This window comes from Bacteroides sp. GM023 (assembly GCF_014750685.1).
Taxonomy (GTDB): Bacteria; Bacteroidota; Bacteroidia; order Bacteroidales; family Bacteroidaceae; genus Bacteroides.
Map to the genome: position 1 here is coordinate 417,956 of NZ_JAAXGE010000002.1, position 22,284 is coordinate 440,239.

General features: G+C 43.9%; 11 protein-coding genes. 5 read left to right on the plus strand and 6 right to left on the minus strand.

What is annotated here, in order from left to right:
* The first annotated feature begins 26 nt into the window (after positions 1–26).
* From HC965_RS04265 to HC965_RS04285, 5 genes are all read left to right on the plus strand, one after another.
* Entirely contained in the window at positions 27–1,904 is a 1,878-nt protein-coding gene (locus HC965_RS04265; RefSeq protein ID WP_191030290.1) for a RagB/SusD family nutrient uptake outer membrane protein, read from the plus strand.
* A gap of 21 nt (positions 1,905–1,925) precedes the next feature.
* Complete coding sequence (locus HC965_RS04270) at positions 1,926–3,428, plus strand: SusF/SusE family outer membrane protein (RefSeq protein ID WP_223854697.1); 1,503 nt, start codon at positions 1,926–1,928, stop codon at positions 3,426–3,428.
* 52 nt (positions 3,429–3,480) lie between these two features.
* Positions 3,481–4,953: a glucan 1,6-alpha-isomaltosidase gene (locus HC965_RS04275; RefSeq protein ID WP_191030291.1), complete on the plus strand. Its 1,473-nt coding sequence runs from the start codon at positions 3,481–3,483 to the stop codon at positions 4,951–4,953.
* Between the two features lie 25 nt (positions 4,954–4,978).
* A complete protein-coding gene (locus HC965_RS04280; protein ID WP_191030292.1) occupies positions 4,979–7,123 on the plus strand; it encodes a glycoside hydrolase family 97 protein in 2,145 nt (714 codons plus the stop codon).
* Positions 7,124–7,384: 261 nt separating this feature from the next.
* The gene (locus HC965_RS04285) at positions 7,385–9,403 is read left to right on the plus strand and encodes a glycoside hydrolase family 65 protein (RefSeq protein WP_191030293.1); all 2,019 of its coding nucleotides are present in this window, start codon (positions 7,385–7,387) and stop codon (positions 9,401–9,403) included.
* Between the two features lie 622 nt (positions 9,404–10,025).
* Here HC965_RS04285 and HC965_RS04290 read toward each other — a convergent pair.
* The 6 genes from HC965_RS04290 to HC965_RS04315 form a co-directional block, all read right to left on the minus strand.
* Positions 10,026–11,363, minus strand: a complete 1,338-nt coding sequence (locus tag HC965_RS04290; protein WP_191030294.1) for an ATP-binding protein — start codon at positions 11,361–11,363, stop codon at positions 10,026–10,028.
* 282 nt (positions 11,364–11,645) lie between these two features.
* Positions 11,646–14,192 (minus strand): glycoside hydrolase family 31 protein, encoded by a 2,547-nt coding sequence (locus HC965_RS04295; protein WP_191030295.1) that lies wholly within the window; start codon positions 14,190–14,192, stop codon positions 11,646–11,648.
* A 162-nt stretch (positions 14,193–14,354) separates the two neighbouring features.
* Positions 14,355–16,121, minus strand: a complete 1,767-nt coding sequence (locus HC965_RS04300) for a glycoside hydrolase family 66 protein (protein WP_191030296.1) — start codon at positions 16,119–16,121, stop codon at positions 14,355–14,357.
* A 22-nt stretch (positions 16,122–16,143) separates the two neighbouring features.
* The gene (locus HC965_RS04305) at positions 16,144–17,604 is read right to left on the minus strand and encodes a SusF/SusE family outer membrane protein (protein ID WP_191030297.1); all 1,461 of its coding nucleotides are present in this window, start codon (positions 17,602–17,604) and stop codon (positions 16,144–16,146) included.
* Between the two features lie 23 nt (positions 17,605–17,627).
* Entirely contained in the window at positions 17,628–19,115 is a 1,488-nt protein-coding gene (locus HC965_RS04310; RefSeq protein WP_191030298.1) for a RagB/SusD family nutrient uptake outer membrane protein, read from the minus strand.
* A gap of 36 nt (positions 19,116–19,151) precedes the next feature.
* Positions 19,152–22,154, minus strand: coding sequence for a TonB-dependent receptor (locus tag HC965_RS04315; RefSeq protein ID WP_191030299.1), 3,003 nt, complete (start codon positions 22,152–22,154; stop codon positions 19,152–19,154).
* Positions 22,155–22,284 lie beyond the last annotated feature (130 nt).

The following is a 22,284-nucleotide window of genomic DNA, read 5'->3' on the forward strand; positions in this document are numbered from 1 at the left end:
TCGAATGAAATATGAATAATAGAACTATGAAATTTGCAAAATATATTCTTACAGGGTTAATCGGTGTTGCTTCGTTGACATCTTGCGTTGACTATCTTGATAAAGAACCGGATACTGAACTGACACTTCCGATGGTATTCGAAGACAAAACCCGTATCGAGGGTTGGCTTGCCAATGTCTATTCAGCCATTCCTGATCCCTATTGGGGATATACCAATACATTAGGATGGGAAATCTTAGCCGACGACCAGACACCTTCTGAGCGCTGGCGCCAATGGGGTTGGAAAGTGATTCCTTATACATTAGGGGAATGGACGCCCAACAGCGATTGGGAAGGAGAGTTTTGGAAACGTCTTCCTCAATGTATCCGCGAAGCTAATATTTTTATAGAGAATATACATCCGCTGCCAGCCCAAGGTATTAGCGCGAAAGAAGTGGAATATATGAAAGCCGAATGTAAGTTTATGAAAGCTTACTATTACTATTTGCTTGCCAATACATATGGAGCTGTTCCTTTTAAACCAGACTACATCGCCCCAACTGATTTTGTATTGGCCGACCTTATGGAAGGACAAACGCCTTATTATACTGTAATAGACTGGGTGGATAAAACTCTGCTTGAAGCCGCTGATGTTTTACCGGCTAAATATACGGAAGCACGCAAATACGGACGTGCCACCAGCATTATGTGTCTAGCTGTACGTGCCCGAATGCTCCTTTTTGCAGCCAGCCCATTGGTGAATGGCAATCCCGATTATGCAGACTACAAAAACGACAAAGGTGAAAACCTATTCAATACGACTCCCGATCCCCAACATTGGGAGAAAGCCGTGCAGGCTTGTAAGCTGTTGATAGACGAAGCCGAAAAGAGCGGATACAAGTTGTATACAGAAAAGAAGGAAGATGGTACTATTGACCCGTTCATGTCCTATCAAAATCTGTTTTTAAAGCGCTTTGATGAAGGAAACACCGAAATATTGTTTGCCCGCCCCAGCAGTGACTATGGTTCCTACGAGAAGCATGCTACCCCGACTGCCAGTGGTGGTAGTGGTGGATTAGGTGTAACGCAGTCGCTAGTAGATGCCTTCTTCATGCAAAACGGGCTGCCTATCGACAATCCTTCAGCCGGATATAAAGAAGAAGGATTTTCTACCCAAAAAGTAACACTCAACAATACAATTTGGGATGAAGAAGTGAATGGTGGTGCTATTACTTATGAAAACACCTACAATATGTATTGCAACCGCGAACCGCGTTTTTATGTAAGCGTAGCTTTCAATAATTCTTATTTTCCTACCGAAAAACGCCTGTTCGATTTCTTCAACGGAGCAGCAGACAATACGCATACACACGATGCCCCACAAAACGGATACCTCATCCGCAAACGTGTATCTCCCAAGACGAATGTAAAAGAAAAGAATTACCAATATCGTCCGGGAATTGTCTATCGTTTGGGAGAGGCTTATCTAAACTATGCAGAAGCGTTGAACGAATATAAAAACGACTATACCAGTCGGCAGGAAGCGTTGAGTTATGTAAACAAGATTCGTGAACGTGCCGGTATCCGTCCATACACATTGGAAGCCGTGGATCCTGCTGTTGCTCAAAAAATACATGTGGATGACACTCAAGAAGCCGTACGCAAAGTTATTCGTGCTGAACGCCGGGTAGAACTATGTGGAGAAGGAATCCGCTACGATGACCTGCGCCGTTGGCAAGAAGCAGAAGGCACATTAAATGGTGATTTCTATGGAATGAATTATAACGGTAAAGATGCAGCTTCTTTCTATGAGCGTACAGTTTACCAAACTCGTGTATATAAACCAGCCTATTACTGGTTCCCTATACATCAGAGCGAAATGGAGAAAAATGATAAGCTAAAACAACTTCCGCTCTGGAAATAATCACATTAAAACAAGAAAAAAATGAAAAACAGAATATATCTTTTATTAGCTATGCTTTCCTGCTTTGCGATAAGTTGCCAGGACGAAGATATACGCTATAGCATTATCCGTCCCGATGATACCATGTGTTTGAAGGTATCTGCCGAGAGTGTCGAACTGGAACAGGAACTCGGACAAGAAACAGCAATAACCTTTACATGGAATGAAACATCAAACATTAAACAGAACACCCAAGTGACTTATTACTTTAAAATGGATATTGCAGATAACGATTTTGCAAGTTCTATTGACAAAATAGAAATGCCGGCTGGAAGTAACAGTTTCAGTTTAACTCACAAGAAGCTGAATGCGTGGCTAGGTAGTTGGAAGGTTACACCTGGAGAAAGTGTTACATTAGAAGCTGAAGTCATAGCCAAAATTGAAGGAGTAAGCCAATACATCAAACCAGAACTATCGACCGTGCGTTTCAACGTTGTAGGATATGAGGTACAACCACATAATGTCTTTGTAGTAGGTACTGCTATTGAAGGGTTGGACCCGGCAAAGGCGGTTCGGATGACAGAAGAGATACCTGAAGAAAAATATACATGGAATGGAGTAATGAAAGAGGGGACCTATAAATTCATTTTAAGCAATAGCAGTCTGACACCTTCTTACACACAGGGAACAGAACCGGGCAGTGTTGTCTTTAATGAAACAGGAACCGGAAATGAGACGCTCTTTACTATTGAAAAAGACGGATTCTATTCTCTGACACTCAATATTGAGACATTCACATTAGAATCTATTTATCCGACTACCGAATATAAAAATATTTGGATGGTAGGTGCAGCAACCCCGGCTGGGTGGGATATTATGAAATCAGTAAAACTAGAGAAAGACCCACAAAATCAGGTTTCTTTCTACTATGATGGATGGCTAAATACGGGAGAGATAAAATTCCCGTTAGAGCTGCGTGAGGATTGGAACGTTGCGTTCCTTATGCCTGTAGAGAATGGAACCACAGAGAATGGAGACAACCGCATGGAACACATTGAGGCGGGAGGACATGATTATAAGTGGAATATCACAAAGGCAGGTAACTATCGCATGGCCCTGAACGCTTATACCATGACTATTAAATTTGAAAAGTCCAAACAGGAAATACCGAATGAAGTGCCCTATAAGACAATTTGGGTTTTAGGAGATGCCACAGCTGCCGGATGGGACTTGAGCGCAACCGCCAACCAGATGTTTGGATATGATTATGATGCTACGCAGCAAGGCATTTTCACGTGGAAGGGAGATTTGAAAGCCGGAACATTCAAGTTACCATTAAATCTGGATGGTTACGGAAGTATCGATTACCTAATGCCGAGTAATGCAAATGGTGAAGGATATGCATCCCTTTCAGAGACCAGCATACAATATGTGTCACGCAATGATAACAAAGATTATCAATGGAAAGTAGAAGCAAGCGAAGCCGGTGAATATCTTATAACATTGGATGTTATGAATAATAAGATTAAATTTATCAAGAAGTAATAAACTTACAGGTGTGAAGTCCAAAAAACTTCACACCTACTAAAAAAATAATATGAAACATTATAAATTAACCCTAATTGCCTTATTTATGGCAAATGCCCTTACAAGTACAGGTTGCAAGGAAGATGGTACAGGATGGACTCCCGATATGATTTCGGATGATCCTGTTGTTGAGATACCAGATGACAAAGTGGATATCAGCAATATCCACACATTCAAGGCTCCGCTCTATTGGAGCGTCTATGAACTTTGCTGGCAAATGGCTCAGAATGGGATTCCTGAATATCAGATGGACATGAATGAAGCCGAATGGGACAAAGCTATTGACTGGATAGCTACCAACCTAAAGCCGTATGGTTACGATATGCTCTGTACAGACGGGTTTATACCCATGCTTTGTGAGAAAAATGAACATGGTTACATGGACAAATATGGTAGTATGTATCTAAAAGACATTGTTGCCAAATGCAAAGCAAAAGGACTAAAGTTAGGTGTTTACGACAATCCGCTTTGGCTGCATGGAAAAGACGAAACACCCATTCAGAACACCGACAACATCACATTGGGACAATTGCGATATGATGCTACCACCGATGTGGTAAATTATCCGAATGAAGAAGATAAGTTCTTTACCTATGCAGTAGCTACGCACAAGGGCGCAAAAGAGTATATCGATGGTTTCTTCAAACACTATAAGGAATTGGGGGTAGAATATATCCGTATGGATTTTCTGAGTTGGTATGAAGACGGTTTTGATCGTGGCATGAACGAGTATTGGGGTAATGGCATCGTGGGCCGTGGCTATGGTAAAGAATGTTATGATAAAGCTTTGGAATATATCTGTACATCGGCCACTCGTTATGGCATCTTCACTTCACTGGTGATGCCTCATCTTAATAATAAAGCCGAGTTGGAGAAAAAGTATGGTAACATGGTACGTATCGTGGCCGATACAGGCGATGGCGGATGGAAACATTTCTCTGAAGATAAGCGTGGAAACGTGTTCGATGGATGGCCCAACTGCATGAATATGTTCGATGGCTTCATCCACTGGTCACAGATTACCGGCCGAAACAAAGTCATTCCCGATGGCGATTTTATCCGTCTGAATACATTTAACACAGATGCCGAGAAGGAGTCTGTCATCTCGCTGCAGTTGATGGCAGGAGGTCCGATTACCGTGGCCGACCAACACAATACCATCGGAGATAATCTGAAGTTTTATCAGAACGAAGAAATGCTGGCATTGAATACCGACCGATTTGTCGGTCAACCTTTACTACGCAACGTACGTGATGAAAAAAGTCAGATATGGTATGGGCAGATGAGCAATGGCGATTATGTGGTAGGATTCTTCAACCGGGATAATGAACCTAAAAAACGTTCCTTACAGTTCGCAGAAATAGGTATAGAAGGGACAAAAAAAGTGCGCGACTTGTGGAAACACCAAGATGAAGGTGAAACCGATAAACTGGAAGTAGAAATTGGAGCTCACGAATGCAAAATTGTAAAACTGAGTAAATAATAAGTAAACAAAACATTTATCAAGTATGAAAAGATTTTTTTTAGGTATTGGCTTGCTTCTTTCTGCCTTTGTGGCAAAAGCGGAGGGCATCTCCTCTCCGTCAGGTACCGTATCCTTAAATTTCAACTTAGCTGAGAATGGGATTCCGACGTATGCGATGACATACAAAGATATTCCGGTCATCAAACCCAGCAAGTTGGGACTCGAACTGAATAACAAGGAAAACCTGCTGAACGGTTTCGAAGTTGTAAAAACTTCCTCCTCCAGTTTTGACGAAACTTGGCAACCTGTGTGGGGAGAGACGAAAAATATACGTAATCATTATAACGAACTATTAGTAGAACTTAAGCAGACATCTACTGACCGTTTTATGAATATTCGCTTCCGCATTTATGATGAAGGCATTGGTTTCCGATATGAATTTCCACAACAAAAAAACCTGTCTTATTTTATCATCAAGGAAGAACACAGTCAGTTTGTTATGACCGGTGACCACGTTGCCTGGTGGATTCCCGGCGACTATGATACACAAGAATATGATTATACGGAATCAAAACTTTCTGAAATTCCCGGTTTGCTGGCTACTGCTATCAATGATAATCTTTCACAAGCAATCTTCTCGTCTACAGGAGTACAAACATCTCTTCAACTCAAGACTGCAGAGGGATTATACATCAATCTGCACGAGGCTGCTTTAGTAGATTATTCATGTATGCACCTCAATTTGGATGACAAGAACCTGACTTTCGAATCATGGCTGACACCGGATGCACAAGGCAACAAAGGGTATCTACAATCACCTTGTAGCACTCCGTGGCGTACAGTAATGGTTAGTGACGATGCATGTGAAATATTGGCATCGAACCTAATTCTGAATCTGAATGAGCCATGCAAATACAAGGATACCTCTTGGATTAAACCCGTGAAATACATTGGAGTATGGTGGGAAATGATTGCTGGAGGAAAACCATGGTCATATACTTGGGAACTTCCCTCGGTGAAGCTCGGTGAAACCGATTACAAAAAAGTGAATCCGAATGGACAGCATCCTGCTAATACAGCTAACGTAAAAAGGTATATCGACTTTGCAGCTGAACATGGCTTCGATCAAGTATTAGTGGAAGGATGGAATGTCGGTTGGGAAGATTGGTTTGGTAACTCAAAGGATTTTGTATTCGATTTTGTTACTCCCTATCCTGATTTCGATATCAAATACTTAAATGAATATGCACACTCTAAAGGAGTGCGTCTGATGATGCATCACGAGACTTCAGCTTCCGTTCGCAATTACGAACGTCACATGGAAACTGCCTATCAACTGATGAACCAATATGGATATAATGCGGTAAAAAGTGGCTATGTGGGCAACATGATACCGCGTGGCGAGCACCACTATGGACAATGGATGAACAATCACTATCTTTATGCAGTAACAGAAGCTGCCAAACACCACATCATGATAAATGCACACGAAGCTGTACGTCCCACCGGATTATGCCGTACTTACCCAAATCTTATTGGTAACGAATCGGCTCGTGGTACAGAATACGAAGCATTCGTGGGCAGCAAACCTTTCCACACAACTATATTACCTTTCACCCGCCTGCAAGGAGGTCCAATGGATTACACTCCTGGTATCTTTGAAATGGATATCAACAAAATCAATTCTAACAGTCACTCGCATGTAAACTCGACATTAGCTCGTCAGTTGGCTTTGTATGTCACCATGTACAGTCCGCTCCAGATGGCAGCCGATTATCCGCAACACTATGAACGTTTTATAGATGCTTTCCAATTCATTAAAGATGTAGCTGTCGATTGGGATGACAGTAAATATTTGGAAGCTGAACCAGGACATTATATCGTGGCTGCCCGCAAAGCAAAAGGTACAAACAATTGGTTTATAGGTTGCACCAGTAGTGAGGAGGGACACACATCTATACTGAAACTAGACTTTTTAGATAAGGATAAGGAGTACATCGCAACTATCTATGAGGATGGTAAAGATGCTCATTATCGGGATAATCCACAGGCTTACAACATTCGTAAAGGCACCGTATCGGTCAAATCAGTGTTGAAACTGCAAGCCGCGCCGGGTGGCGGGTATGCTATCAGCATCATGGAGGCTGCCGATAAAACTGTTCTAAAAGGACTAAAAAAATTGAAATAGAACATTTTTAGGATAACAACAAGTCCTTGCTAAACAGAATGCGATAAATAGTTTTCTAGTAAGGATACCCGTTGGCAGAATTAAAGTTCCCTGTTTTGAATAATTGCATATTTACTATTAAGGTCTATGAGGCATTACACCTCTTCGAGGTAGTGTATAGTGTCCTTTTAAAATTACTTGCTATTCTATGACAGCTTTCAGTTCCGCCAACGGGTTATTATATCTATTCTCATATATAATAACTTTTTAATTTGTCTAAGTATGCGAAGGATACTTTTTTTATTATTGCTTCTTTCTGGATTTCAATATTCCAAAGCAAAAGAAAGTCCAAATTTGTGGCAACTTACAACCACTGATGTACAATCTCTTTACGTGGGAACTCCCATGGCCAATGGAGGAATCGGAATACTTCCATGGCGCGAGCCATTTTCGGTAAGGCATGTCATTCTAAATCATGTATTCGATGCTGATAGAGAACGGGGGGTGAGCCGTGTTTTGAAGGGTATCAATCCTTTTCTGATGACTCTTAAAGTCAACGGAGATGCTATTAGCTTGGATAATATATCACAATGGAAGCAGACAATCGACATGAAAGAAGCTACTCACATATCTGAATTTATTGCTGATGGAAAAGCTGAAATTTCCTATTCTCTCTGCGCATTGCGTAATATGCCATATGCCGGTCTGATTCGTGTGACCGTAAAAGCTTTACAGGACATAAATTTGAATGTTGGTACACATATGGATATCCCCGAAGAATATGCGAGTAGCACACGCGAATTTCATGATACTGAATCTGATGGTATCAAAGTGTACATGTTACATTCTTATGCCTCTACCCCTTGGCGAAAACAACAAGTGGCATCTTCGTCAGCCTTTTTATTTGAAAAGGAAAAAGAGATAATCCCCACATTCAGCGACAGTTCTAAGGAACTGTGTTTTGGTATCAGTCTAAAAAAGAACGAAGAAATAACATTCGCTTTGGTAGGTAGTATTTGCTCTTCACGTGACTTTATTGATCCTTGCAATGAAGCGGAGCGAGAAATTATCTATGCGCATCATGAAGGTATTCATTCGCTGCTAGCTGCCCATACACGTCTGTGGAATGAATTATGGCAAGGAGATATTTTAATAGAAGGTGATGATGAGACTCAGCGTGCTGTACGTTTTGCATTATTCAATCTATATTCTTCGTGTCGTGAAGGAAATGGGCTTAGTATATCTCCTATGGGACTTTCTTCGCAAGATTATAATGGACATATATTTTGGGATACTGAAATCTGGATGTTTCCACCCATCTTATTATTTAACCAAAAGTTGGCCGAATCAATGGTGAATTATCGCATCGAACGCTTACCTGCAGCTTGCCAAAAAGCAATGTCTTATGGATATCGTGGTGCCATGTATCCATGGGAAAGTGATGATGCTGGAGAAGAAGCTACTCCTACTACAGCTTTAACTGGTCCTTTTGAGCACCATATCACAGCCGATATCGGTATTGCCTGCTGGAATTATTACTGTGTAACTCGTGATAAGGAATGGCTAAAAAACAAAGGATATCCGTTGTTGAAAGCCGTAGCTGACTTTTGGAGCAGTCGCGCTACCTGCAATGATGATGGTACTTGGTCTATAAACAATGTAGTAGGTGCCAACGAATATAAACATGGTGCTACAGACAATGCTTTTACTAATGCTTCTGCTAAACTGGTTCTACAGTATGCGACAAAAGCAGCCACGGCTTGCAGCACAAAAGCCAACAAACAATGGGAAATCGTAGCAAACGGGCTGAAAATTCATCGAATGCCCGACGGAGTAACCAAAGAACATGCTACTTATAACGGAGAGATGATAAAACAGGCTGACGTAAACTTACTAGGGTATCCCTTAAGAATCATTACCGACGAAAAGCAACTAAGAAAAGATTTAGAGTATTATGCCGGAAAGATCGATCCTCAACACGGTCCAGCCATGTCTTTCGCCGTATTCTGTGTACAATATGCCAGAATGGGAGATTCTGATAAAGCTTACGAGATGTTTCTTCGCAGTTATCAGCCCAACCAACGTCCTCCTTTCGGCGTATTGGCCGAAACACCAACAAGTAATAATCCATACTTTATGACCGGAGCCGGAGGCTTGTTACAAGCTGTAATTAATGGCTTTTGTGGCTTACAAATCACTGATAAGGGGATTATTCAATTACCAGCTACTCTTCCAAAGCATTGGAAAAAGGTGACTATAAAAGGAATTGGGAACGACAAAAGAGTGTATATCAACCACTAGGATTAGGAGACACATATCTCCATCCCATAATATCCCTAATGCATAGAATGCACATTCCTTCCGGACACATAGAGAAGGAATGCGCATTTTCTTGTTGGATGACGACCCAAGACAGCTTGACATCACACGAGAGACTGTCTTGAAATGAAAAGAGAGAGTCTATAATGCGCTGTTGACTAAAAAAATTGAAAAGATGAAAAAGACTGACTGGAACTGCTTAACAAGCTGTGAAAAAAGAATAGTGATTCTTTTCAATATTCCACCTTCACAATTTTGATTTTCAAAGTATTAACAGTTAGTAAACCTACCAAGTATTAACAGTTGAAGAGTCAGATATTAATACTTGGGAAAAGAATAGTTTATTAATATATCACGAAGTGCCAAATCCATCTTTTCCATATCATTAAAGTCAATCATCAAAGTAGTAGGTTCGGACATCCCTCCACAAATAGAATAAGCAATAAACCTTTCCCGTAATTTATCAAAGAGAATTTGATATCAGATATGTAATAATTTACACATTTTCGATACGAGTTTTGTACAAAAAACACATTATTGGCACTGACTAGAGTAAAAAGAGCATGAATCTTTGTGATAAATAATTCAAGAATCAGTACAGGCTCTAAATAGAAGAAAGTATTTTAGGCAAACTACCCAAATAATAATAAGGAAGATTGAGCAGTCGGAAACTTCTTCCGGCAACAGTCTTTACTTCATCAATAGAATATGGACTATTCCAAACACGAACAGCCAAGTCACCACCCGACAAATCAATAAAAGAATGTAACGAACGGAGGTGAGCGTTGCTTCCACATTTCACTTCGATTGGAATAATCTGTGTACCTTTTTGCCATACAAAATCCGTTTCGGCATTAGAACCTTGTTTGTCACGCACCCAAAAATGTAAATCAGAAATATATTGGTCATCGAGTAATACACGTAATTGCTGTGCTACGATATGTTCGGCAATAGCTCCTTGCCAAGTATCCATTAATGTATGGTCATGCAAAACTTCCGTTTGGATATTTGCTGCAAAATTAACCAATCCGGTATCCAACCACATCAATTTGGGAGCACGTTTTAGTGCAGGCAATGCCGGTGCATGCACAGCTGTGACAGGATAAACTAAATGTAATATAAAAGCCTTCTCCAAAATATTAAAAGCTTCACGTACTTCTTTGGAGTTATAACTCGATTCACCAAAATTTCCCAGTTTTATAGTTTGCCCCGCCCTATTCCATCCTACCCGAAGAATATGCCGGATAACTTGAGTTTGTAATTGAGAGAGAGCATACTTCTCAACATCTTCGTTATAGCCTTTCAATAAAGAATTATAAATGGGTTTCAGGCGTACTAAATCACCATTTTCTGCATAATCTGCTACTACCTCCGGCATTCCGCCAATTAAGGTATATCGATGAAAACGAGCCATTGCTTCTTCATGTAATGCAGGTGGTAAGTTCACTTCATCCATTGCAAGACGATAATGTTCGTCACCAGTAGCAGTCAGGTATTCTCCGAAAGTACAGGGAGCAAGTTGCATATACTCTACTCGCCCTACAGGGAAAGAAATTCGTTCTTTTAATAATGACTGTAAACGTGAACCTGCCGCAATAACAAACAAATCAGGCATATCCTCATAGAAATATCTAAGCAGTGCTACAGCCTTAGGTACATTCTGTATCTCATCTATAAACAATAACGTACGTCCTTCACGTAAAAGGAGATTTTTCTGAAAACATGCAATTCTAACTATTTCTTGCACTTTATCACTCCCCTGAAATAAACGCGCATCTTCTTCACGCTCTAAATTCAGATGAAGATAGTTCTCAAAATTCCGGGCAAACTCATTGACCAGCGTAGTTTTTCCCACTTGACGAGCTCCACGCAACACTAACGGCTTACGGCCCGAACGTTCAGACCATTCCTGCAATTGATTATAAATATCACGTTTAAACATATAAAATCATTGTTTATCAGGTTCAAAGATAGTATTTAAATCTAAAAACATAGGCAAAAAAAGGGAATATTTATCTAAAAACATAGGCAAAAAACGTAGTAATCGAGCTGAAAACATAGGATAAGCCATATGTGGATGAGTATATATATCCAGCCTGGTGGACATATATATACAACACAATGGGCATATATACCCACCACACTGAATATATATGCCCAATAAACAGGAAATAGTTCACTGATAAACAGTGAATCTACTTTCCATGATTTATGTTTGTTTTTACTATTTAAAGGTAATCATAATCTGCTTATTATCCCCCTTATCGGGTATTCTCACACTACATACACCGGTTTCTTTATCCCAACTCCATAGTACAGTTTCCGTATCATTCTCCAAATCTGCTTCCAGTCGTTCCGGTTTGGACTTCTTTATCTTCTTTCCCTGGATGGTTACTTCCTTGGGAGCTTTAGCTGAATAAATGCGAAACAGAAGATTTCTTGGGCCGGGGACAGTGTAGCCTTTTCCTTCGCGGGCAGAAATAGTGAGTTCATAGCCATTCGACAAGGTGCGGCATACAATGGGAGTTTTTGCAAACTCGTCACGTTGGTATCCCAGGTCTTCTCCTTCGTCTTCGTAGAGAGTAAAACTCGCCTGTGCACCTTCTTGTGCCGGAAAGACTTCAAAAGTAAGGGGATATACCGGTTTCTCATGGGTGTAGTTCATTACAGGCATGGTAGGTATAATAGAGCCTTGCTTTACAAACATCGGGATGGAAGCCAAGGGAGCATCTACGGTAGTCCATTGCTCACCCGTGTAGACCGTCTGTTTGTTGTTATAATCAATCCATGTACCTTCGGGCAGGTAGACGTTCTTTGTACGGACACCTTTCTTAACGACGGGGGCTATTAATAATTCACGGCCGAATAAGAATTGGGCATCCGTGGAGAAAGTTTCCGTATCCGTCGGATATTCAAGGAAAAGAGGGCGCATGATAGGCAATCCTGTATCGTAAGCTTCGCGGGCGTAGGTATAGATATATGGTAGTAGACGATATTTCAGTTCGATGGCAGCTTTCGCGTTCTTTTCCGCTTCCGGGCCAAATAGCCAGGGTTCTACTGCGTTATCCCCTTCGTGGTGGATACGGCTCAAGGGGTTGAAAGCGCCGAATTGCACCCAACGGATATAAAGCTCTGCCATAGCGGGATAATCTTCGATGTCTCCGCAATAGCCTGTAATATCACAAGTAGAAAACGGGATTAGTCCCAAGCCGGCGGAAAGCATGACGGGAATCTGATTGGCTAGCTGTCCCCAGCCTTGCAATACATCGTCTCCGTTGCCACAATCACCTGTCCAACCGAAAGTATAACGCTGCAAGCCTGCATAGGCGGCACGGGTCATTTGGAAAACACGACGATTTGGGTTTCTCTTTTCAAATTGCTCTTTGACAACCTTATCCCAGGTCAGGCCGTAGACGTTATGGATTTCATCGTGCATCCCCAAATGATGATGCATGACCAAACGTTCCGTTTGCTCTTCGTTGCTCCAGGCAGGTTCGCCCATATCCGTCCAAAAGCCGGAGATGCCGTCGTCGATAGGTTTCTGTTGATAAGTTCCCCACCAGTCGGCTACGGCGGGTAAGGTAAAATCCACCACACCGCAGTTGCCACCCCAAGGCCAGGGCATATCGTAACTCTTGCCGTTCGTGCTGTCCTTTACGAAATAACCCAGGCGGTCTGCTTCTTCCCATTGTTTTTTATTGGCTTGGGAGATTACCGGGTCTTGGGATACGATTACTTTGAAGCCCATTTCTTTCAGGTCAGAGAGCATCTTCTTCGGGTTCTCATAGTTCCCTTTCCGCCATTCGAAGTCCTGCAAATGTTCTGTCCAGCCGATGTCCTGATAGATAATATCACAGGGAATTCCCCGCTTACGGTAGCCTTCGGCTATTTCGCGACTTAACTTCTCGCTTGTCAGCAAGCCACGGCATTGCGCAAAACCTAAAGCCCATTTCGGCGGCATGATAGGTTTGCCGGTCAGGTCGACGTATTGGCTGATGATTTCTTTGTAGTCTTTGCCGAAAATAAAGTAATAAATCATTTCGCCGTCTGGGGCTTCGAAGCTATAATAATCACGGCTTTCCGTGCCGAATTTGAATTCCGTTTTATATGTATTATCCAGGAAGATGCCATACCGGTAGCTACTCATAAAGAAAGGGATGCTTTTGTAAAGCGGGTCTTCCGCAACACTGTAACAAGGTTTGTCACTATTCCACATTTTATATGACTCTCCACGACGGTTCATTTTGCCCGCTTTCTCACCAAGTCCGAAGAAATGCTCGTCACGGCGGAGAACCTTATATTCCACTTTCCTTGTTCCTTCACTCACATGCCCCTTGTCGGCATAGTCACTAAACAGGAGTTTCTGATACTTGTCGAATATCTGAAGGCTCATGGGTGATTTATTCACACGGATGCGCAGCTTCGGGGTGAATATTTCGTAGCATGCTGCCTGCTCGTCCACATGAATCGCGCCTAACTCTTCCAGTTCCTCATTGATGACGGCAAAAGAAGCGTTCTTCCGCTGAAATCGCCCGTCGGGCGAGAAGTATATTTTTACTACGGAAGGGCTGCAAAGTTGCAGTTGCAAGGCGGCGCTGTCCGCCAGGTGAAAAGTCACCCGGCGTCCCTGCTGCGAGAAAGAAGTACATGTTTTCGCGCCATCAGTTGCCCAAAGCACTGAAAGAGGGAGGAAACAGGCTATTATCCATACTATTATACTTCTTTGGCTCCCCCTTACAGTGTTTCCACTTCTGACTATTATCCTGTTCATACCTATTATTCTGTCCATATTATTCTATTCATACTATTCTGCTCATATATTTCTACTTATGTTTTCTGTTCATATTATTCTGCCCATGTTTTTCTGCGCATGTTTTTCTGCGCATGTTTTTCTGCGCATATTATCCTGTTCATATTCACAATTTCCACTCGTTTATTCGTATTCCACAACGAGCATTGTCCAGTAACTCAATGACGGAAGCGTCACCTTTATCTCGTTCCCCTCCTGCGTAAAGTCCAGCTTTCGGGATACTCCGAAACTTGCATCCGGCGAAGCTACCCAAACGGATTTTACCGTACCCTTTACGGCTATCTTTGTCTGAGCCGACTCAATCAGAGAAGGTACAGCCTGTGTTCCGTTAGAGTCACACCAATCGAGATGCACGGCATTTGTATAATTCAGGAAATGAATCACATCCCTGTTGTCGAACCGTTTTCCGACAGTTGCTATCTGATTGCGGACGGGCGGCCATTGGTTAATAGTCATCTTTCCATCCGTAGAAGAAACAGTAGCACCATAAAATTCTCCGCCATCACGCAGAAGATTCTCATATCCGGTGATAAAGTCGTAGTAAGTAACCATCGCTTTTTTCAGTTCCCCTTTCATCGACAGATTGCTGTTAGGGAAATATTCGGTTGTCAGCATATGTTCGCCTAATTCGAGATGCGCACCACCCCATGCATGGATAGCGGCATTTGCCATTAATACACCGGGCGTATTAAAATAACCGCGTCCCTCGCCGCCGAGCTTATAATTCATATAAGCAGCCAATACGGTTTTCTTTCCGTTCGACCATTTATCATTGTCCGTGATAACCCCGGAAAGGATGCTGAAACCATTACTAGTCGGTTTGTCCCAAACTTCCGTATAGAGGAAGTCCACCGGAGAATTGGCTATCTGGTCTTTCTGACCGTATTGCGATACGGCATTCATTACCAAAGACTTTTCCGGCTGCGCTTCTTTCATCGCTTTTATAAACGCGGGGAAAGTAGAGGCAAGGTTGACAGCATTGCCATCGTAGTTATACAAAGTCCCCCGGTCGCCCAACTGGTCAATCTGATAGCCGTCAAAATCAAAGACTTCATATACATCGTTGTTTTGCTGAACCATATAGTCTCTCCATTCCTGCAAAGCAGGATTCGTCAGATAAATATTACTCTTGAAAGGAGAACCTAGCGGATGATAATCCTTATTCCCGTGGTTCTTATCCTTAAAGAGATACCAGTTTTCTTTCACGCCGTCGTCCGCCGCATCGTTCAATGCTCCGTAGGCAAGGTTGTAGAAAAGAGATTTCATACCCCGCTTATGGCCGGCATCAATATATCCCTGTACGGTAGAACGGTAACAATCACGGTTGATAATATCTTTCCATACCTCCATCGGAGAAGAAGCCGAACCCGCCAATGGCTTATGATGCTTGTAATGCCAGTCCTGATACTGCACATAGTTGATATGATGCCGGTTCAGATTATCCATAATCTTATCAATCTCCTTTTCGCTCATCTTGCCATATTCGGAAAGGAATCCGTTGCGCGGGAAACGTGCGGGGTCGGAAGACACATCAATGGCAATGCTGCTCAAAACAACTTCCTCGCCACTATCTACCGTATACAAATCGACCATATACCCTTTGAAATCATTCGCAGGTGGCGTCCAGCTCCATGATTTTCCGGTAAGGGGAGCTTCGGAAAGCACCTCGTTGAGATGCTTGTACCGGATGGTCACTTGCCCTTCGGGCAGATTATTCAGAGAGAGCTGTACCGATTCCCCCGGTTTGTAGGCAGCCTTATCGGTAGACAGCAGTACGGTAATATACCCGTCACCATACGTAATAGGATTGTGCGAAGGCTCATCGTCAATGCAGCTGCCCAACGAAAACGAAAGGGTCATTGCTAACGCTATATATGCTAATTTTTTCATAAATCGTTCGTTTTATAGTTTACTACTTCTTTGTGAAAAAGACTTTCTCCTCGTAGAGGTCGACCACAATCTTATAGTCTCCGGCTTCTTCTATCTTCCATTTATTATCTCCCCCGGCCACTATCTGAAAGTCCGTATCAGATGTAATGCTTGCACCCGGCTTCATGGCTATGATGAATTTACCACCGAAAGAACGGTCTATCTCTACCGGGAACTTCATCTCGCCGGTATTCAGGGAACCTTCATAGATAAACTGGTTCTTATTATCCGGATTCTGTGTCATTTCAGATTTTGACATCACGTTATCCCAATCCCATCCGCCGGGAGTTGCGTCGCCCATCATCCATACCTGTTCATAAGCCACGTATTGGGAAACGGACAGACGTTTGGTGCGCAGGTTCAGTTTCAATGTATATTTATTACCTGCCGTTACATTCCAGTAGTTGGTAGCTGCCGCGCCATTCTTCACCCATTCGATGGCGGAAGAAGCCGGTAAAGACTCCGTTTCCGTTGCCGGCTGGTATACGTCACAGTCCGTTCCGGTAGCAGAAGAGACAATTTGGAATTTACCCGGAACCAGTTTTCCGTTATAGACAAAAGAGAATGGGTCGTCAGCATCCTGTGCCATTGCCACCGGGGTATTGCCTGCTGAAGAACCGGCTATCCACAGTTCCGTATACGGCACTTCCCCATCCAGGTTCTTAATGGTAATATCCAGTGTTTCAATACTTAATTCCACACGATAAGTTCCCACCTTTTCGATAGCAAACTTCGTATCCGGGTTATCTTCATCGTAATGGTCGCGATATACAAGCTTATTCTCCTGTGTCTCGTCCCTGTTGTAAGCAGGTGTCCAGTCAAGCAGATTCGTGAGAAGCTTAAATTCACCCTTCTGCAACAGACCTTCCCATACAAAACCACCTTTCACGTCCGTCACCGGATTCATCGGAGTAGCCCTTTCCAGCGTCCAGCCATTAGGAGTGGCGTCACCTATCATCCACAGATTCAGTATTCTGAATTTATAAGGAGTCAGTTTGAAGGTCACTACTTCCGAGATTTGCGTCGGGACAGATTCTGCCGCGACCACAGCCGTCACGCGAGCTTCAAACATAGCTTCTTCCTCTACGGGAAGACTCCAGGTGCTCAATAATAAATCATTCAGTTCTTTATGCGTATACGAAACGACCCGTGAATCGGTCTTTCCGACTTCCTTCTTGACGCCGCCCGCAAAGTCATTGCCTTGTATATCCATCTCAAACCGGTAAGAGATAGCCGCGCCCGTTCCCTCATTAGACCCCGGAGTCCAGGTCAGTTGGAGTGCTTCTTTGTCGTCGAGACGCTGGTCGAGAACCAGTTGCAGGGTAGAAGCCGACAACTTCAAGGGTTCGCTCCCTTTATTCATTTCCATATCATCTTCCGCACACGAAGTCCATGCGAAACAGCCTGCTGCCAACATGAGCAGACTCATTATCTTAGTTTTCATGATTTGTTTCATCTTTTAGGTTCTTAATTATATCCCGGATTCTGCTTCAGGTTTCCATTCGCTTCTATCTCTTTCAGCGGTATAGGCATCAGCAGATGCTTTTCCGTCGCATTGGTTTTTCCGATAGAATGAAAGAAATTCAAGGCATAGTTATCTTTCAGACGGACGAGGTCAAACCAGCGGTCGCCTTCGAAAGCCAGTTCCATACGGCGTTCGTGGATAATCTTTTCGCGCATCTGGGCTTGTGTCAGTCCTTCGATGTCCGCCCGGTTGGTCAGTCCCGCACGCTTTCTTACTTCGTACAGAGGGGTTTCCGCATCGGTCGTCAGGGCTTGTTCGTTCAGGGCTTCCGCTTTCATCAGCAGTACATCGGCATAGCGGAGCACTACAAAGTTGGCAGGGCTTGTATTGAAATCCATAGAGACGGATTTCGTCACGAGGAATTTACGCAGGTTGTACCCCGTGGTGGAATAAGACGACTGGTACTGCTTCCCGTCAAAGTCGGGGCATCCCAGGTAAAGAATGGTCTTATCTTTCCGGTTATCCCCCTCTTCGTACTGGCTGACAAACTCGGCTGTCGGCTGATTCCAACCGTAACCGCCTGCCACCATATCCGAATTGCGCGGGCCGGTAAATGCGCTCAACCAGGAAGCCTGATTCTCATTGCTCCAAAAATCATAGCTGGTCTTGCCATAATACTGCACTTCAAACAATGATTCCGGGCCGTTCTTCTTATTCGGATTGAAGTTGTCGCTGTAATCCTCATTCAGATGATAGCCCAACTTTTGAATTTCCTCACAAAGACGTACAATCTCCGCATATTCTTTTCCCTGAGTCAGATACACTTTTGCCAGCAATCCCATGGCTGCACCTTTGGAAGCACGGCCTAAGTCGGAAGCAGAATAAGAAGACTTGTCGGGAAGCAGGTTGATGGCTTCTTTCAAGTCATTCTCTATCAGTTTATAGATTTCTTCTTTAGACGCACGGAAAGGTTTCAGGTCGTCATCCGAAGTCTGTGGTTCTGTCAGCAAAGGCACTCCGCCGAAAAGACGCACCAGGATAAAGTAATAGTGGGCACGCAGGAATTTGGCTTCACCCAGGCAACGGTTCTTCAAGCTTTGGTCTATATTCATGCCCGGCACGTTCTTGATAACGAAGTTGCAACGGAGAATGCCCGGAGAAGGGCCACGCCATACGTCCAGCACACCAGCATTGTCGGTGGTGGTGATGAAGTTCGCCAGGTCGGTAGTCTCGATACCGTCCGTACCGCCGCCCGCACCAACGATGCTGTTTCCGGCTACGATATCCAGTGTCCACATACGCATATTATACAGTTTCGGCCATTGAAGCGGCTGATAAGCGCCATTCACGGCTGCTATCGCATCTTCTTCCGCCTGAAAGCTCTTGGAAGTGTCGATGGAATCCCACGGTTCTTTATCCAGGAAGCCGTTACAGCTACTCAATGTCAAGCCCAACAGGAAGCAAGGGAGTATATATTTGAACTTTTTCATATTTGTCAATCAATTAAAGATTCTATATAAAGGTATTTAGAAAGAAACAGATGCACCGAATGTGATATTACGGGCTACGGGATAGACGTTGTTGTCATTTCCCGAACCGGAAACCTCCGGATCGAGTCCCGTATAGCGGGTCAAAGTCAGCAAGTTCTGTCCCGAGACGAAAAAGCGTACAGAGGACATCGCTGCTTTCTTGCTCCATGCGGCGGGAAGGGTATATCCGAGCGTTACGTTCTTCAGACGCAGGTATTTGCTATCCTCAATGAAGCGGTTTGAGACACGTCCGTTCTTGTTCGGGTCACCGAATACGGCACGCGGCATACTGTTGCTTGTCCCTTCGCCGCGCCAGCGGTCGAGAACGGTCGTCATTTGGTTCTGTGCCACGGACATGGCTTCCAAAGAGGCGCGGTTGGCATTATAGATTTTATTTCCGGCTGCTCCTTGCAGGAAGATTTCGAGGTCGAAGCCTTTCCAGGCAAAGGAGTTGTTCATAGAGAAAATCCACGTCGGGGTGGGATTGCCGAGATAAGTACGGTCTTTGTCGTTGATGACTCCGTCGTTATTCAGGTCTTTGAATTTAATATCTCCGGCAGAAGTGCGGTTGTAAGGGTCGTTCCCCTGTGTCTGAATGGCGTAACGGTCTACTTCTTCCTGTGTCTGGAAGATTCCGTTCGTCACGTAACCGTAGTAAGAGCTGACCGGACGACCGACTGCATGGATATTATTATCGAAATACATCGGGACATCTCCATTCAGGCGGATAATCTCGTTCTTGTTATAAGAAGCGTTGAGAGACGTATTCCATGAGAACTCTCCTTCCAGATTGCGGGAGCTGACGGATACTTCAAAACCTTTGTTGCGCATCTTGCCCGCGTTAATCTTGGGGACATTGATGTCCGAATATCCGGTGGAGATAGGCACTACCATGTTGACAAGCATATCGTTCGTGTTCTTGATGTATGCATCGAGACTCAAATTGATGCGGCTGTCGATTAATGACAAGTCTGCACCGATGTTGTATTGTTCCACTTCTTCCCAACGGACATTCGGGTTCGGCATTACCGAGGGGGCAATCGCATTCACCTGTGTGCCGTTGAAGTTGTACTGGATGGTTTGGATAGTAGAAGCATATGCATAGTTGCCCACACTTGCCTGGTTACCTGTCAAGCCATATCCTGCACGGATTTTTACGTCGCTGAGCCAAAAGCTCTTTTTGAAGAACGGCTCTTCGGAAAGTCTCCAGGCCAAAGATACGGACGGGAAATTAGACCAACGGTTCTGCTTGCTGAAGCGGGAAGAGCCGTCACGGCGGATGGTAGCTGTCAGCAGGTATTTGTTGTCATAGGTATAGTTGACACGTCCCAGGTAAGAGAGCAATGCCCAGTCACTTCCGTTGCCGTTCACTGTCGGTTCGAGCGTACCGTTATCCAATTGCTGTGCGGTGGGGCTGATAAAGCCCATGATAGAGCCGCTCATGTATTCATAAGTATTGGTCTGTGCGGAAGAGCCGACCATCACTGTGAGTCGATGCTTTTCTGCAAAAGTCTTGTTGAAGGTCAGGGTGTTATCCCACAGTAAAGTAAGGCTCTTGTTATATTTGCGGGAAGCATAGGATTCCGGTTGTGAAATCGGTTGCCAGTCGTATTTGGGCGACCAGCCTTTATCGTCCCAGAAGAGTGCCTGCACACCGACGATGGTTTTGAAAGTCAGCCATTCCCACGGTTTCACTTCGGCGTAGATATTACCCAGTACATTGAAACCTTTGGTAGTGGTGGAGTTAGTCATCATCTTTCCGATAGGGTTGGCAATATCTCCTACGTACATCGGGAGTCCTACCGGGCCGGCCCATGAGCCGTCGTCATTCTTGATGGCCTGTGTAGGTAGGGCCAGCATGGTATTCTTGATGCTGTATTCTCCTTTTTGCTTGATGTCATGGTTCAGGGACAGTTTGTTTCCCATCTTCAGCCAGTTGTTCATTTGGGTATCCATATTGAATTGTACGGTGTAACGCTCATATTGAGTAGTGCGCACGATACCTTCCTGGTTGAAATAAGCGGCGGATACATAATAAGTCGTTTTATCATTTCCACCGGAATAGTTCAGTGAATAGTTTTGGGTGGCAGCCGTCTGAAAAAGTTCGTCTATCCAGTTCGTTCCCCTGCCCAGTGAGGTGGGGTCTTCAAACAGCGGGTTTTGCGGCTGACCGTTGGCGGTCATCATTTCATTGTGAAGGGAAGCGAATTGGGTGGCATCCAGTAAGTCCAGTGTGCGGATGGCTTTCTCAATGCCGTAAGAAGCTTTAAAGTTAAAGCGCGAGGCGTCTGATTTTCCTTTCTTTGTGGTGATGATAATAACTCCGTAAGCTCCGCGTGAGCCGTAAATAGCGGTGGCGGAAGCATCTTTCAATACGTCTACCGTCTCCACGTCGTCCATATTAATCATGTTCAGGGGAACATCGGTCGGCACTCCGTCAATGACGAGCAACGGGTCGCTGTTGTTGATAGAGCCGATACCGCGAATCTTCATCGACACGTTATCGCCCGGCGCGCCGCTGGAAATCACCTGAAGTCCGGTGGCACGTCCCTGCAAGGCTGCTCCAAGACTGGGGGACGGTTGTTTCATCAGGTCTTTGGAAGAAACGGAAGAGATGGCACCCGTCAGGTCGCTTTTCTTCATCGTGCCGTAGCCGATTACTACGACTTCGTCGAGAACTTCGGTATCTTCCTTCAGCGTGATGGTCAGAGACGTTTTTCCGTTTACCGGAACGGTCTGGGTGGCATATCCGATAAAAGAAACGGTCAGCGTACTCTTAGGAGACACTTTCAGAGAAAAGTTTCCGTCCATATCGGTAATCGTACCGTTCGTCGTACTTCCTTCTACCACACTGGCACCGATAACCGGCTCGCCCGTAGCATCTACGACATGTCCTTTTATTGAAATCTGTTGTGCGAATGCACCAAGAGATAGGAACAAGCCCCACATTATTAATAAGAGGCGGCGTTCAAAGCCTTTCGACTTCATGCTCTGTTTCATGTACATTAATTTAAAGTTAATATTAGGGTTACTTTTGTTTTTATTCGCTGCGTCATTTCCTGAATGACTGTGAAACAAAAGTATCCACATTTAATACTGCTTCTTTGAGCAGATAGCAAAAATATAGTGG